General features: G+C 51.1%; 15 protein-coding genes and 1 pseudogene. 5 read left to right on the top strand and 11 right to left on the bottom strand.

Going from position 1 to position 14,658, the window contains the following annotated elements:
* Window positions 1-24 precede the first annotated feature (24 nt).
* From bfr to rsxA, 9 genes are all read right to left on the bottom strand, one after another.
* Window positions 25-489 carry a bacterioferritin gene (bfr, locus tag ACH50O_RS01210; RefSeq protein WP_446810245.1) on the bottom strand — a complete coding sequence of 155 codons (465 nt, stop codon included), beginning with the start codon at window positions 487-489 and terminating at the stop codon, window positions 25-27.
* 1 nt (window position 490) lies between these two features.
* Window positions 491-712, bottom strand: a complete 222-nt coding sequence (locus ACH50O_RS01205; RefSeq protein WP_446810244.1) for a (2Fe-2S)-binding protein — start codon at window positions 710-712, stop codon at window positions 491-493.
* Between the two features lie 2 nt (window positions 713-714).
* Window positions 715-978 (bottom strand): RnfH family protein, encoded by a 264-nt coding sequence (locus ACH50O_RS01200; protein WP_446810243.1) that lies wholly within the window; start codon window positions 976-978, stop codon window positions 715-717.
* 12 nt (window positions 979-990) lie between these two features.
* The gene (locus ACH50O_RS01195) at window positions 991-1,692 is read right to left on the bottom strand and encodes an electron transport complex subunit E (RefSeq protein ID WP_446810242.1); all 702 of its coding nucleotides are present in this window, start codon (window positions 1,690-1,692) and stop codon (window positions 991-993) included.
* Between the two features lie 278 nt (window positions 1,693-1,970).
* A complete protein-coding gene (gene rsxG / locus ACH50O_RS01190; RefSeq protein WP_446810241.1) occupies window positions 1,971-2,723 on the bottom strand; it encodes an electron transport complex subunit RsxG in 753 nt (250 codons plus the stop codon).
* Between the two features lie 8 nt (window positions 2,724-2,731).
* Entirely contained in the window at window positions 2,732-3,793 is a 1,062-nt protein-coding gene (locus tag ACH50O_RS01185) for an RnfABCDGE type electron transport complex subunit D (protein WP_446810240.1), read from the bottom strand.
* A complete protein-coding gene (rsxC, locus tag ACH50O_RS01180) occupies window positions 3,790-5,289 on the bottom strand; it encodes an electron transport complex subunit RsxC (RefSeq protein WP_446810239.1) in 1,500 nt (499 codons plus the stop codon). Before rsxC ends, ACH50O_RS01185 begins: the two co-directional genes overlap by 4 nt.
* An 11-nt stretch (window positions 5,290-5,300) precedes the next feature.
* Window positions 5,301-5,834, bottom strand: a complete 534-nt coding sequence (gene rsxB, locus ACH50O_RS01175) for an electron transport complex subunit RsxB (protein ID WP_446810238.1) — start codon at window positions 5,832-5,834, stop codon at window positions 5,301-5,303.
* A gap of 10 nt (window positions 5,835-5,844) precedes the next feature.
* Window positions 5,845-6,426 carry an electron transport complex subunit RsxA gene (gene rsxA, locus ACH50O_RS01170; RefSeq protein ID WP_026147191.1) on the bottom strand — a complete coding sequence of 194 codons (582 nt, stop codon included), beginning with the start codon at window positions 6,424-6,426 and terminating at the stop codon, window positions 5,845-5,847.
* Window positions 6,427-6,699: 273 nt separating this feature from the next.
* Between rsxA and nifL the strand changes: the two genes are divergently transcribed.
* Both nifL and nifA read left to right on the top strand, forming a co-directional pair.
* Window positions 6,700-8,337 carry a nitrogen fixation negative regulator NifL gene (gene nifL, locus ACH50O_RS01165; RefSeq protein WP_446810237.1) on the top strand — a complete coding sequence of 546 codons (1,638 nt, stop codon included), beginning with the start codon at window positions 6,700-6,702 and terminating at the stop codon, window positions 8,335-8,337.
* Window positions 8,330-9,856 carry a nif-specific transcriptional activator NifA gene (gene nifA / locus ACH50O_RS01160; RefSeq protein ID WP_446810236.1) on the top strand — a complete coding sequence of 509 codons (1,527 nt, stop codon included), beginning with the start codon at window positions 8,330-8,332 and terminating at the stop codon, window positions 9,854-9,856. Before nifL ends, nifA begins: the two co-directional genes overlap by 8 nt.
* Before the next feature lie 75 nt (window positions 9,857-9,931).
* Here the strand turns inward: nifA and fchA are convergent, their stop codons facing one another.
* Window positions 9,932-10,561, bottom strand: coding sequence for a methenyltetrahydrofolate cyclohydrolase (gene fchA, locus ACH50O_RS01155; protein WP_446810235.1), 630 nt, complete (start codon window positions 10,559-10,561; stop codon window positions 9,932-9,934).
* A gap of 71 nt (window positions 10,562-10,632) precedes the next feature.
* A pseudogene (cysS, locus tag ACH50O_RS01150) lies at window positions 10,633-12,000 on the bottom strand (cysteine--tRNA ligase); the annotation flags it as partial.
* Between the two features lie 183 nt (window positions 12,001-12,183).
* Between cysS and ACH50O_RS01145 the strand changes: the two are divergent.
* The 3 genes from ACH50O_RS01145 to ACH50O_RS01135 all read left to right on the top strand — a co-directional run bounded on the left by ACH50O_RS01145 (window position 12,184) and on the right by ACH50O_RS01135 (window position 14,626).
* Window positions 12,184-12,696, top strand: a complete 513-nt coding sequence (locus tag ACH50O_RS01145; RefSeq protein WP_446810234.1) for a peptidylprolyl isomerase — start codon at window positions 12,184-12,186, stop codon at window positions 12,694-12,696.
* 48 nt (window positions 12,697-12,744) lie between these two features.
* A complete protein-coding gene (locus ACH50O_RS01140; RefSeq protein ID WP_446810233.1) occupies window positions 12,745-13,470 on the top strand; it encodes a UDP-2,3-diacylglucosamine diphosphatase in 726 nt (241 codons plus the stop codon).
* Window positions 13,471-13,831: 361 nt separating this feature from the next.
* Entirely contained in the window at window positions 13,832-14,626 is a 795-nt protein-coding gene (locus ACH50O_RS01135; protein ID WP_446810232.1) for a S1 family peptidase, read from the top strand.
* The last annotated feature ends 32 nt before the right edge of the window (window positions 14,627-14,658 follow it).

The raw sequence follows: 14,658 nt of genomic DNA, 5'->3' as shown, positions 1-14,658 counted from the left end.
CCGCCGATAGATCTGCTAGGCAACTTACATCTGCGATTGCAGATAATTTTGAATTCCAACTTTCTCGATCAGATCCAACTGGGTTTCCAGCCAATCGATATGTTCTTCTTCGCTCTCCAGGATGTGCTCTAACACTTCTCTGGAAATGTAGTCGTTGACCGTTTCGCAATATGCGATCGCTTCCTTTAGCAACGGCAGCGCCAATTGTTCCAATTTTAAATCGCACTCCAGCATTTCCTTTGGATTCTCGCCTATCATTAGCCGTCCCAAACTTTGCAGATTAGGCAACCCTTCCAGAAATAAAATACGCTCGATCAAACGGTCAGCGTGTTTCATTTCGTCTATCGATTCGTGATATTCCTTTTCATTAAGCTTTTGCAAACCCCAGTTTTTAAACATGCGGGCATGCAGAAAATATTGATTGATCGCGGTTAATTCGTTTTCCAGCGCTTTGTTTAAATATTCGAGGACTTTCTTATCGCCTTGCATGTCAAATCTCCTGGTTTTTTGTAATTGGGTGCGCATCGTTAGCGGCCTGTAATAGCCTACATGCATTTTTTTGGTTCAAGATCCTGACTATATCCCGGTTGCATTTGCCGCAATCGCCGCCGACCCCGAAACATTGAAATAACTGCTTCCGCGAGCACAGACCGCTGTCAATAGCCGCATCAAGTTGGCTATCGGTCACCGCTTTGCACAGGCAAATATACATGGCTAGGCTACCCGGCGCCGTTGAACTTGGGCAGGATCGGCGGTAATCTTCCGATAAATCTCCACCCTATCTCCTTCCTTGACCACTGCGTCCAGTTTGGCAAGTTTACCGAAAATGCCGACCTTTTGGGTTTCCAAATCGATTTCCGGATATTGCTTCAACACGCCGGACAACTCAATGGCCTCGCCGATGGTACTACCTTCCGGCACCTCCAGCCGCAACCAGATTTGCCGATCCGCCTGCGCATAACATACACCCACATTCATAGTTTACGCCTCTTATTCAACGATAACGGCTTCCAATACATTAGGTTCGGTAGTTTTTACTGCCGCTTTTTTGTCGAGCAAGCGTTTCAATGCCACCATAAAACCCAGCATGATGAAACCACCGGGTGGCAAAGCCATCAACAAAAAACCCTTGTATTCCGGAATCAATGTCGTTTCTAAAAATCGAAAGCTCTCGCCCAATAGTACCGAAGCGTTGGCGAACAAGGTTCCGGCAGAGCTAATCTCTCGCATCGCCCCCAGCACAACCATCGCTGCGGTAAAACCCACTCCCATCATCAAGCCATCCCACATCGACGGCATCACTGGCTGCTTGGAGGCAAAGGCCTCTGCCCGGCCGAGGATTACGCAATTGGTAACGATCAATGGGATAAACAATCCCAACACTTTGTGTAACTCATGCATCCAGGCATTCAGGAAAATATCCACCAAAGTAACCAGCGCGGCGATCAACAATACAAAAATCGGGATACGAATTTCCGATGGAATCAAATGCCTGCTTACCGATACCGCGGCATTAGACGCGACCATCACCACCATGGTAGCTAATCCCATGCCCAAACCATTGGTAGCAGTGCCGGTAACAGCCAGCAACGGACATAAGGCCAGATTCTGCGTCAGGACCACGTTATTGTCCCAAAGTCCGTCGCGGGCAATTTTTCTGTATTGCTCTGAAAACAGAATCGAAAGATTCATGATAGTTTCTCCAAAAACTTAGAAAACTTGGTGTTGGCCGAGGTTTTGTCTATTATGCCCCGCGAAGCACCGGCGGGTTTAACGAACATGCCTATGAAGCGGACCCTTTAGATACCGGGTTTTAGCGTACGGGCTTTCCCTCTTCCGCCCCTCATCAAAAGATGCTGTGCCCAGGTTATCAGATCGCCTTTTCTTTAATGACGAAGTAAAACAATGCGCCCGCTCGGGGGCAAGGCCCTTATTCAAATACTTACGTCGTCACAGCTGCACCTAAAACGCTATTGACCAGACTCAACTGCAGTGCCGAGCAACTCGGCCTGATTTGCCTTGTAAAACTCCAAACCCCGCTTGATTGCCTGCACGACCTTGCGTGGCGTAATCGTCGCCCCGCTAAACTGGTCGAACACCCCGCCGTCTTTTTTCACGGCCCATTGTTCGACGGTGAGATTATTCAGCGATTTACCGTTAAACGACAACACCCATTTTGATTTGGTCACTTCAATCTTGTCGCCCAAGCCCGGTGTTTCGACATGGGCAATGACCCGTACGCCAAGAATCTCGCCCTTGCTATCGATACCCATCACCAAACTGATAGGCCCAGCGTAGCCGTCCGGCGCGATGAATTTAAAGCAAACAGCATTGACCACGCCCTGCTTTTTAGCCAGATAAACCTCGGTTTGCTCGGCCCCCAGATTGGCATCGGCCGATGCCAAAACCACACTATCCTTCAACAAATTGTTGTCATAAAACTCGGCGGGGACTACCTGTTCCAGATTCGCTTGTAGATCTTCCTGCAAACGCCGCTCAATCACGCCACGCGTTGCCAGATCCGCAATACCCAATAAAATTGCCGCCAACAACGCAAAACCGGCCAATACGCCGGCCTGAAACTGTAATTGCGGCCTGAGCAATTCCAGATGCCCCGGCTCCAACCAGACTGCCAGCTTTTGCTTTCCAACTTTTGTTACGCGCAATAAGTAATCGAGCACTTGATTGGCTTTTGGATTTTGTTTAGCAGGTTCGGAATTCATGACCGGTCTCAAGGATTGGAAATATCGAGCGGCTTACCGTTACGGTAGCGGCCATAAATTCTCGGACGAATATAATGATCGATCAGCGGCGTGACCGCGTTCATCAACAAAATCGCAAAACCAGTGCCTTCCGGATAGCCGCCCCACGAACGGATTACAAAAATCAGCAAGCCGCAACCGGCGCCAAAAATCACCTGCCCTAAAGGCGTATTTGGTGAAGTGACGTAATCTGTGGCGATGAAGAATGCCACCAACATCACTGCGCCTGAATTCAAATGCACCCAAGGTCCCAAATAATGCTGACTATCCAGAGCATGAAACACAGTAGATAGCAAAAAAACACTCAGCAGCAACAACACGGGAATATGCCATTTGATAACACCTTGCCGCATCAACCAGATGCCGCCGGCCAATAGCAATAAAGACGATGTCTCGCCCAGACTACCGCGTTCCCAGCCAAGAAACGCCAAAAAGCCGGAATACTCCATCAGACTGCCCGGTAACAGCCGATTTTGCGAAAACTCGGTCTTGACCCAACCCAGTGTGGTAGCGCCGGTTACCGCATCGGCATTTTCCAAGCCGCCGAAGGTGATGGCTAAACTATCTATCAGGCCCGGTCCGGTAAACAGCGGTGACACGTTGGCCCAAGTGGTCATCTCTATCGGAAAGGAAATCAACAACGCTACCCTGGCCAACATCGCCGGATTAAATAGGTTCTGCCCTAAACCACCGTAGACGTGCTTACCCAGAATAATCGCCATTGCCGAACCTACCGCACCTATCCACCAGGGCGCCCATGGCGGTAGCGTCATCGCCACCAGCAAGCCGGTCACTATCGCCGAACCGTCACGCAAATAAGGTGTCGCCGCGACACCTTTTAATTTCAAGCACAAGGCTTCAAAAGCCATCGCCGACAACACAGTCACCACCAACAAATACAACGCCGGCCAACCGAACAACAACACGCCGCAAGCCGTTGCCGGCGCTAAGGCAACAATCACTAAACGCATAATTTGATCGACGCGGCGGGTGGCCGCAACATGAGGACCGCTGATAGGTTTAGTACTCATGCGGTCTCCTCCGCTTGCGTTTGTTGGGCTTGCTGCGCCGCCAGACGCGCAGCTCTGGCCTCCTGTGCTCTTAAGGCTTCCGCTTCGGCTTCCAGGCGCGCCCGCTCCATCCGGTTGTTCCGATCTTCAATTAGGCGCTTGGTTTGTTCAGACTTATGCTCCGCCTGTTGACGTTTGACCAATTCGCCGGAGGCGAATTTGAAATAATGCACCAACGGAATATTCGACGGACAGACATAAGAACAACTGCCGCAACTGATACAGTCTTTCAGCCCCAAATCGACTGCTGAATCAAGTTGATTGGCTTTGATTCTGCTCGCCATTTCCAGCGGCAATAGTCCCACCGGGCAGGCCGTCACACAACTGGAACAACGGATACAGGGCTGCACCGGCGGTTCGTCTATATCGGCGTGAGACAAGGCCAGGATGCCGTTGCAGGCTTTTACGACCGGGACCTCCGCAATCGGTAACGCATCGCCCATCATCGGTCCGCCCATCACTAAGCGAGCCATTTTAGATTTTTCCAAACCGCAATATGCCAGTACCTCAGACATCAAGGTTCCGATCGGTACTTCCACGTTTCTCGGTTTGGCAACGGCCGCCCCGGAAACCGTCACCACCCGGCTGATAAGGGGTTGACCTAAGCATATCGCCTGATAAACCGCATAAGCGGTAGCAACATTATGTACCACCACACCGATGTCGGTCGCTCGACCATCGGCGGGAATTTCCTGCCCCGTCAGATACCGCAACATTTGCCTGTCCCAACCCATCGGATAGCGAGTAGGTACTTGGGCTACGACGATATTCGGAAAATCCTGACTGGCGGCAAGCATGGCTGCAAACGCCTCGGGCTTATTGTCTTCGATACCGACCATCGCCTTCGGCGCATCCATACCGCGCAACATTAAACGGATGCCGGCGACAATTTGTTCGGCGCGTTCCTGCATCAAACGGTCGTCGCAAGTCAGATAAGGCTCGCATTCACCGGCATTGATCAAAAGAGTATGAATCTTGTTTTTACGACCCAGGCTAAGCTTGACGGCAGACGGAAACACAGCGCCGCCCAACCCCACCACTCCCGCCGCGCCGACGCGCTCACAAATCTCTTCAGGACTCAGTTGATACGGATCGTCAGGAATGCTCGTTTCCACCCATTGTTCTTTACCGTCGCTCTCGATCACTACGGTACGAATCGGCAGTGCCGACGGATGCGGCGCCGGAAAATCTTTTACATCGGCAATAACGCCCGATGTTGGTGCATGAACGGGCGCCGAAATGGTGCCTTGGCTATAAGCCAACAGTTGACCCTTTAAAACTTTCTCGCCGACTTTCACGACCGGTTCGGCGGGTTTACCAACATGCTGCTGCACCGGGATGTAGAGTTTCTTGGGTAACGGAAAGTCGGTGACGATACTGTGCGGCGAGGTTTCGGACTTGTGCTCCTCGGCATGAATGCCGCCACGCAAGCGGGGATTTTCGAATAAAGCGAACATAGGCGTCTCCGTCAGGCGGCCAAGGGTTTCGGCCAGCGCCAGTTGCGCAGGGTGACTTCGACCGGGTGCATTTGCAAACACTCGGTCGGGCAAACCTCCACGCATTTTTTGCAGCCGATGCAGGCATCCGCCACTACGGCATGGATCTGTTTTGGTGCGCCGACGATCGCGTCGGTAGGACAAACCTTGAAACAGCGGGTGCAGCCGGTGCAAGTTTCTTCCCAAACTCTGGCCACCATCGCTTCCTGATCCTGAGTCTGACTCAAATCGACATCGACCCCCAACAATTTAGCTAGTTGTTCGACCAAAGAAGTCCCGCCCGGCGGACATAATGTGACTGGCGCCGCACCGGACACCACCGCTTCGGCGGCGGGCCGGCAACCTGGAAAACCGCATTGGCCGCATTGCGAACCCGGCATCAAGGCTTCGACCTTCTCGATCAGCGGATCGGATTCCACCTTCAAATATTTGGCGGCAACGCCCAATGCCAAACCAAGTAACAGCCCAAGCGATGTCAAAATAACGATGGCAGATAAAACGTACATGATGTGCCTCTTATTTGCTGTAAAGCCCCGCGAATCCCATAAACGCCAGCGATAGTATGCCGGCGGTAATAAAAGCGATGGGGGTGCCGGAAAAAAGCGCCGGCACTGCCATGAGCGCTAAGCGTTCACGTAGACCGGCGAAGAGCACCATCACCAGGGTAAAACCCATTGCCGAACCAAAGCCGAATAGCAGGCTTTGCACGAAATTGTATTTCTCTTGAATGTTTAGCAGCGCCACACCCAATACCGCGCAATTAGTGGTAATCAGCGGTAAAAAAATTCCTAACACCTGATACATAACCGGACTGGTTTTATGAATGACCATCTCGGTAAACTGCACCACGGCGGCAATCACCAAAATAAAGCCCAGCACCCGCAAAAATCCGATATCGAAGGGTATCAACAAACGATGTTCCAATACCCAACTGGCCGCGGAGGCTAGCGTTAACACGAATGTCGTTGCCAAGCCCATGCCCAATGCGGTATCCAGCTTGTTGGAAACCCCCATGAAAGGGCATAAACCCAAGAACTTGACCAACACGACGTTGTTGACCAAGGCTGTACCCAATATTAGAAGTAAGTATTCGCTCATCGCTTTCGACCAGATGTTTTGTAACAAGACAGCATCATTTGTGCCAATGCGGCAAATGCTCCGTAAGTCGCCGCCATAACGCCATACGCACCGGAAACGGCTTCACGGCCTCTGTCCTAAAATACACAGAGCCGGAACAAGTGCGCTTAAAATTGTCGTAAACCATACAAATTACCTGGATTTACTGACAGCAGCTCAGCCGAAACAGATCTGGCTCTCAAATTGCATGTAATTTTCCAACTTTTGTTACAAAATACCCGAGAACAATTTGCCATGACCAAATCCACCCCTGACTACCTGCAAGGCCAGATTGAGATTGAAACGGCCGATCTGTTAGCGCCGGCACTCGGCGCCAGCGGGCAATTACCTAAACCCGGCAAACCGGCTAAGACTTTACCGTTTTCACTATTTGTCAAAGCGGTTGAACAAGCGCCGGTCGCTATTTCGATTACCGATAAAAAAGCCAATATTCTGTATATCAACGAAGCCTTCACCGATGTGACCGGCTACAATGCCGCCGAAATTATCGGCCAGAACGAATCGCAACTGTCCGATAAATCCACGCCGCGGCAAATCTATTACGATCTTTGGCACACGATTTCCCGTAAACAGGTTTGGCACGGCCAACTGGTCAACCGGCAAAAGATGGGACAACGCTATTTAGCCGATCTGACCATTGCGCCGATGCTTGATGAGCGCGGCGCAATCAGTCATTACATAGGCATGCACCGCGACGTCACGCAGGCCCATTACGCCGAACAGCAAGTCAATAATCAAAAGCAATTGATCGAATCGGTACTGAATGCTTCACCGGTAGCGATGGCGGTATTGGATAACGACAAACGCGTTGTGCTCGACAATCAAATGTACAAGATGTTGATCAGCGAACTCGACAAGAAGGAACCGGCCTTATTCTTCCTGGAAGCTTTGGAGCAAGATATGGGCGATTTATGGGGGGACAACATCAATCGTCAGCACGGCTTCGCCAACCGAGAAGTTCGAATCGAAAGCGCCGGTCTTAAAGGGACACGCTGGTTTTCCTGCTCCGGAAATTGGTTTATCGAAAACGATGTCTGTGCCGACAGTTTTTTCGCCCGGCAATCCAAAGATTATTTGCTGTTAACGATTAACGATGTCAGCGCGCTACGCCGCCAACAGGAAAAGCTGCAAATCCAGACCTTGCGTACCATACTGGCGGAAGAAGAGCATATTCGCAGCATCCGCGAGACCCTGCTCGGCGCCATGCATCAAATCCGCCAACCTTTGAATCAGGTCAATGCGGCAATCCAGATCATGACCCAACGCAACGATGCCAACAACTCGCCGCTACGCGACTTATTGGGTCAAGTTCAAAAAATGGGCGAAGAAACGCTGGTCACCCTGCAACGTTGCGTGCCTGAAATACCGGAATCGGCAGTGGTGCCGGTCAATTTAAACCAATTGCTGCACGAGGTAATGTTGCTGTACAGCACTAAATTTCTGGCCAACGGCATCGTGGTGGATTGGTTACCCAATCCGGTATTGCCGTCGATATTAGGCTCGGAAAACAAATTGCGAATGTTATTCAAGCAGTTAATCGACAATGCTGTAAATGCGATGAACCGGGCCGGCAGCCGGGAGCGGGCGATCAAAATCAGTACTGCCACCGATCACGATTGGGTTTGCGTCGCCATTGACGATACCGGACCCGGCATTCCGTCCAATCAGCGCAGCAAGGTATTCGAACCGTTTTTTACCACGAATCAAAGCTCGTTCGGCGTTCAAGCCGGCATGGGCTTGGTGATGGCAAAGGAAATTGTCAATCAACATAGCGGTATGATAGAAATCGACCCTCATTATCAAAACGGCTGCAGCTTTAAAATCAGCTTTCCCTGTCAAAAAAACACGGCCATGGTGAATATCCATGAGTGATCGTTTATTGCTAGTTGAATCCGAGCTGGATACCCTGTTTCTAGTCAGTCAATTGCTGAACAGCACGCATGACTTACGCACCAAACTAAAGGGTATTCTGGAAATTTTGCATAAGCGCAACGGCCTGCATTTCGGCATGATTACGCTACGCGATGTCGAAGACGACAGCATGAGTATTTGCGAGATCTACGGCGAAGGCATAGACCGTTCGGTGCGCTACCAGCCAGGCGAAGGTTTGGTCGGTGCGATTCTTGACGAAGGCAGCACCATCGTCGTCGAACGTATCGCCGACGAACCGCGCTTTCTTAGCCGACTCGGCGTCTACAACCCGGATCTGCCGTTTATCGGTTCCCCGTTGGCCATCGAGCAGGGCGAAGTGGTCGGTATTCTGGCCGCCCAGCCGTGTAGCTCAACATTCTTGGGCGAACGCGCCCGCTTCATGGAGATGGTGGCCAACCTGATCGCCCAAAGCGTAAACATGCTGCGGGTGATGGAGCGCAAGCAAAACGAACTGGTCAGCGAGCGTGACTACTTAAAGCAAACGCTGGTCAAGAATTACCGTTTCGAAAACATCATCGGCCATTCCGAACCGATGCTGAAAGTGTTCGACATCATCCGCCAAGTAGCAAAATGGCACACTACGGTGCTGATCCGCGGCGAATCCGGAACCGGTAAGGAAGTCGTTGCCAGCTCCATCCACTTCAATTCCGCTTGCGCCAACGGTCCGTTCTTGAAATTGAACTGTGCGGCACTGCCGGACACGCTGTTGGAATCCGAACTGTTCGGGCATGAGAAAGGCGCTTTTAGCGGCGCGATAGGTCAACGTAAGGGCCGTTTTGAGCTGGCAGACAACGGCACGCTATTTCTCGATGAAATCGGCGAAATTTCCGCGTCGTTCCAGGCCAAATTATTGCGGGTATTACAAGAAGGCGAGTTCGAGCGGGTCGGCGGCGTTCGTACGCTTAAAGTAAACGTCCGCATTATCGCCGCCACCAATCGTAATCTGGAGCAGGAAGTGGCCGACGGCAACTTCCGCGAGGACTTGTATTACCGCTTAAATGTCATGCCGATCAACATGCCGCCACTGCGCGAGCGTATCGAGGATATACCGGAACTGGCCAGTTTTCTGTTAAACCGCATATCCCGTCAGCAAGGCGGCCGGCCGCTGGAGATCAAGGAAAGCGCAATCCGAATTCTGATGAAACACGATTGGCCCGGCAATGTTCGCGAATTGGAAAACCGGCTGGAACGCGCGGCGATCATGAGCCAGGAAGGCATTATCGACCGCGACGTGATTGCCAGTACCGGTTTGGAGAACGAAATCGGCATCAGCCGTACCCCGCAATCGATCAAACACGTCGACTTGCACGACGAAAACATGGATGAACGGGAACGGGTAATCGCCGCGCTGGAGCAAAGCGGCTGGGTACAGGCCAAGGCTGCGCGCCTGCTGGATATGACGCCTCGGCAGATTGCTTACCGGATTCAGACTTTGAATATCAACGTCAAGCAGATATAGCAAACTGACGTTGACCTGAATCGGAACGACTGTGGGCGATTTAAATCGCCCACGGCCCAGGCAACCGTAATAAGCTTAAAGCTTATCCCTGACTATCCGGTAAATCTGTTCGGCGGCCTGTTCGCCGGCTTGCAAAAGCATATCCAGTTCGGCGAGCCGTTCTTCGGCGAACGCCCTGTCTTTCAAACTGGCGGCGTTAATTTGCACATTCAGCGCCGCGCTTTTTAGTCCGGCGTAAGCCGCCATCACCGCGACGCCGGCATCGCTAATCACACCCAGATTGCCGTGTTCGGCAGCCACCCGACTCAGCTCGATGGCCTTGGCACAGGCTTTCGCGCATTCCAAGGGCACGAGAGTGGCTTCTTTCAACACGGCTTGGATTTGCAGAGTGCGTAGCGCTTTTTCGTCGTCGCTACTTTTCGGCAAGCCGTAACAGGCCATCAGTTTGTCGAACACCTCGACATCGGCCTTGATCATGTCGATCAAGGTTGCCCGTAGCGCTTCCGATTCCGCCAGCAGCGCCTGCATTTTCGCTTCCACTTCGGCGTATTTGGGTTTACCGATGGTCAGGTTACAGACCATGCTGGTCAAGGCCGCCGCTTGGGCGCCCATCACCGCCGCCGCGCTACCGCCACCCGGCGTGGCTTGTTTGCCGGCTAATTCGTCCAGAAATAGCTGTACCGATTTATCTTTGATTTCGCTCATCATTATGTCTTTGAAATATCAGCCTCATCGCTGACAGGGACTGGGTCAGAAATTTTAACTTGAATCGTTGCGCCTCTTCTCCAAATCGTAACCCCGTCACCGCCATCCTCCAATTGAATTCCGTGATTCTTAAGTTGATCACGTATCGCATCGGCTTGCTTCCAGTCTTTATTGATTTTTGCAGCCTTTCTAACATCGATTAGTCGCTCGATTTCCGCTTCACTTAAGCCATCAACCTCTGCACCGCCCTGCAAGAAACTGTCGGGATTCTCTTGCAGTAAGCCCAAAATGGCCGCCAGTTGCTTCAGAGTTGCCGCCAGCACGGTTTTGTCGTCAGCTTTGTTCAACTCGCGCGCCAGATCGAACAGCACCGAGAGTGCCACCGGCGTGTTGAAATCGTCGTCCATCGCCTGCTCGAACCGCAAACGGTAGTCAGCACTGATGGCCGCATCGACGATCTTGACACCTCTTAAGGCCGTGTAAAGCCGCGTCAATGCCGCGCCCGCCTCGTCCAGCTGCTCATCTGAATAATTCAGCGGGCTGCGATAATGGCTGGACAAAATGAAAAAACGAATCACTTCCGGACGGTATTGCTTTAAAACCTCGCGCACAGTGAAAAAATTACCCAAGGATTTGGACATTTTTTCTTCATTGACCCGCACAAAACCGTTATGCATCCAGTAATTGACGAATGGCTCACCTGTGGCGCCTTCCGACTGGGCGATTTCGTTTTCGTGATGCGGAAACTGTAAATCCATGCCCCCGCCGTGAATATCGAAATGATTGCCTAGGCAGCAAGTGGACATAGCCGAACACTCGATATGCCAGCCGGGCCTGCCCTGGCCCCACGGCGAATCCCAGTAAGGCTCGCCAAGCTTGGCCATTTTCCACAGCACGAAATCCAGCGGATCGCGCTTGGCGGTATCGACATCGACCCGCTCTCCCGCTTGCAAATCGTCGATATTTTTGCCGGACAATTTGCCGTATCCGTTAAAACGGTTTACCGCGTAAAATACATCTCCGTTGCTGCCGACATAGGCTAAATCTCGCTCGATTAATGTCGAAATCATATTAACGATGTCGGTGATGGATTGGGTAGCCCTTGGCTCGATATCCGGCGGCAACACCGACAATGCCAGCTCGTCTTCGTGCATTGCCTCGATAAATCGCTCGGTCAGCGAGGTAAACGCCTCGCCATTCTCGTGGGCTCGCTGAATAATTTTGTCATCGATGTCGGTAATATTTCTGACATAGGTAAGCTGGTAGCCCGCGTGCCGCAAGTAGCGGGCAACAGTGTCGAACACCACCATCACCCGCGCATGGCCGATGTGGCAGTAATCGTAAACCGTCATGCCGCAAACATACATGCCGACTTTGCCGGGATGCTTGGGAACGAATTCTTGCTTGCTTCGAGTCAGGGTATTGTAGATTTTCAGCATGATAGGGATCAGTAGATACGGCAAAACACTTGGCAATCTATCAAGATTCCAGCTTCTCTTTCAAGATAAAAACACATAGAATTCGCCGCTTGCAGCGAAATTAAGGAGCTTTCCGTGCGTACTACCCTGGTTTACCTAATGCTGTTTTTATTCTCAACTCTTTCATTTGCAACAGAAAATAAAATGTCCAACACTCATAGCAAAGTCAAATTAAGCACTTCACTGGGCGATATCGTCATTCAATTGGAAGACGAGAAAGCGCCGGTTTCCGCCGCCAACTTTGTGGCTTACGTGAAACAAGGCTTTTACGCAGGCACCATTTTTCACCGTGTCATTCCGGGTTTTATGGCGCAAGGCGGCGGTTTTGATACGTCTTTCAATCAGAAAGCAACCAACGCGCCGATTAAAAACGAAGCCGACAACGGCCTGAAAAACAAACGCGGCACCTTGGCAATGGCGCGTACCAACGATCCAAACTCCGCGACCGCGCAATTCTTTATCAACTATAAAGACAATTCCTTTCTGGACCATACCAGTCCGACTCCAAGCGGTTGGGGCTACGCGGTATTCGGCGAAGTCGTGGAAGGCATGGATGTAGTCGACTCAATGGCCAAACAGGCTACCGGCAACCGCGGTCCGCATCAGGACGTACCTAAAACCGATATCGTGATCGATAAAGCTGAAGTTATCGAATAACTAGTGCAGCTTCCGCCCAGCCCAGGGCGGAAGCCATTTCGAATCAACTTGAAACAAGACATACTGTTCATATCCGACCTGCATCTGGCTCTGGAAAAAACCCAGATCACCCGGCGTTTTCTAAATTTTTTGCAACAGCGCGCGCCCCTGGCAAAAGCGCTATATATATTGGGCGATTTGTTCGATACCTGGATAGGTGACGACGACAATACCTCACCAAACCGCACTATCAAAACCGCCCTAAAGCAACTCGCCGAATCCGGCACCGAGATTTTTCTGTTGCAGGGCAACCGCGACTTTCTATTGGGCGCGGATTTTTGCCGTGAAACCGGCATCCAAATGCTAGACGACTACGCGGTGATTGAACTAAATGGTCAACGAGTTTTGCTGACTCACGGCGATTTGCTCTGTAGCGACGATCTGACCTATCAGGCTTTTAGAATCAAATCTCACAGTACGGAATGGCAACGAAACGTACTATCCAAACCTTTATGGCTAAGGCTAGTAGCCGCACGCTGGTATCGGTTACGCAGCTATTTTCATAAACGCGGCAAAACGCTGAATATTATGGACGTCAATCAGGACACAGTTATCGCGACGCTACGACTGTACCAATGCCAGGTTTTGATTCATGGACACACTCACCGGCCGAATAGACACGAATTTACTGTAGACGGCCGACCCGCCACGCGTTTTGTATTGGCTGATTGGAAGGCCGACAGGGCTGAACTTTTGTGCTGGAAAAATAGTGGGTTTGTAACTGAAACAATTTAGCCGCCAATGCCTATAAAAAAATCCGGTAACATTTCAACGAGCTTGCAAACTAAGTCGGTGTCACCGATTACCTGCCAAGCAACTGCCTAACACTACCGGAAATTGTATTACTATCTCCGCCAACATTGACTAGTTATAAACCAAGTAGTTCACTTGGTTTATAATTTTCACCATCGGGTTTCGCCCAAGCAGGCCAGCAGACAAGAATAACCTGCTTAATCAAAAACTTACCTACTATTGTTTTGATTAACTTAGCGTTATTACAATAACCTGCAATTGGGACGGCGAAACAGTTAACTATCGATGCCGACTGCATTCATGCTAAGTTAGACTACACTTTCCAAGCTTTCGCTTACCTAGGATGACATCCACTCTCGCCATGAAAAACCGGACTTTGCATGTGCTGGCACTGTTGCTCGGATTGACGCATCTACCCAACAGCGAAGCCAGCGACCCCAGCCTGCCGGATATCCTTGCCCGAATTAAGCCCGGCATCGTCGCAATTGGCACCTATATGCCAACGCGTAATCCACGCGCTGTTTTTCTCGGCACCGGATTTGCGGTTGGGGATGGCAAAAAAGTCATTACCAATGCCCACGTCACCGCAAAAAAGCTGGATGAAGAACATTTGGAACGTTACGCCGTATTTTACCGCCACGAGCAAAAAGAACAGATGCAGATTGCCGAACTGGCAGCAACCGACGCCGACCATGATCTGGCATTGCTCAAAGTGGATGGCGGAGCATTGCCGGCACTGGAAATTGGCAATTCGGAGCGCGTACGGGAAGGCGAACAATATGCTTTCACCGGGTACCCAATCGGCATGGTGCTGGGATTGTATCCGGTCACGCACCGCAGCATTATCGCGGCAATCTCGCCCAACGCCATACCCGCCATTGCGACTCGGCAGCTAAACGTCAACATGCTGAAACGACTACAAACACCTTTCGATGTCTTTCAATTAGATGCGACCGCCTATCCCGGCAATAGCGGCAGCCCCTTATACGACACCAATTCGGGCAAGGTCATAGGGATTATTAATAAAGTATTTGTACAAGGTAGTAAAGAAAACGCAATATCTAATCCCAGCGGGATTACCTATGCAATACCCGCGGAACATATCAAGACGCTTCTAAACCAGAATATCGTCAAATAGTTTCTATTCAGGAGTTAAGCGGTAGCTTTAAT

Source organism: Methylomonas sp. 2BW1-5-20 (assembly GCF_052474515.1).
Note: the sequence above shows the minus strand (reverse complement) of the source record. Positions and strands in the feature narration are given on the sequence as shown.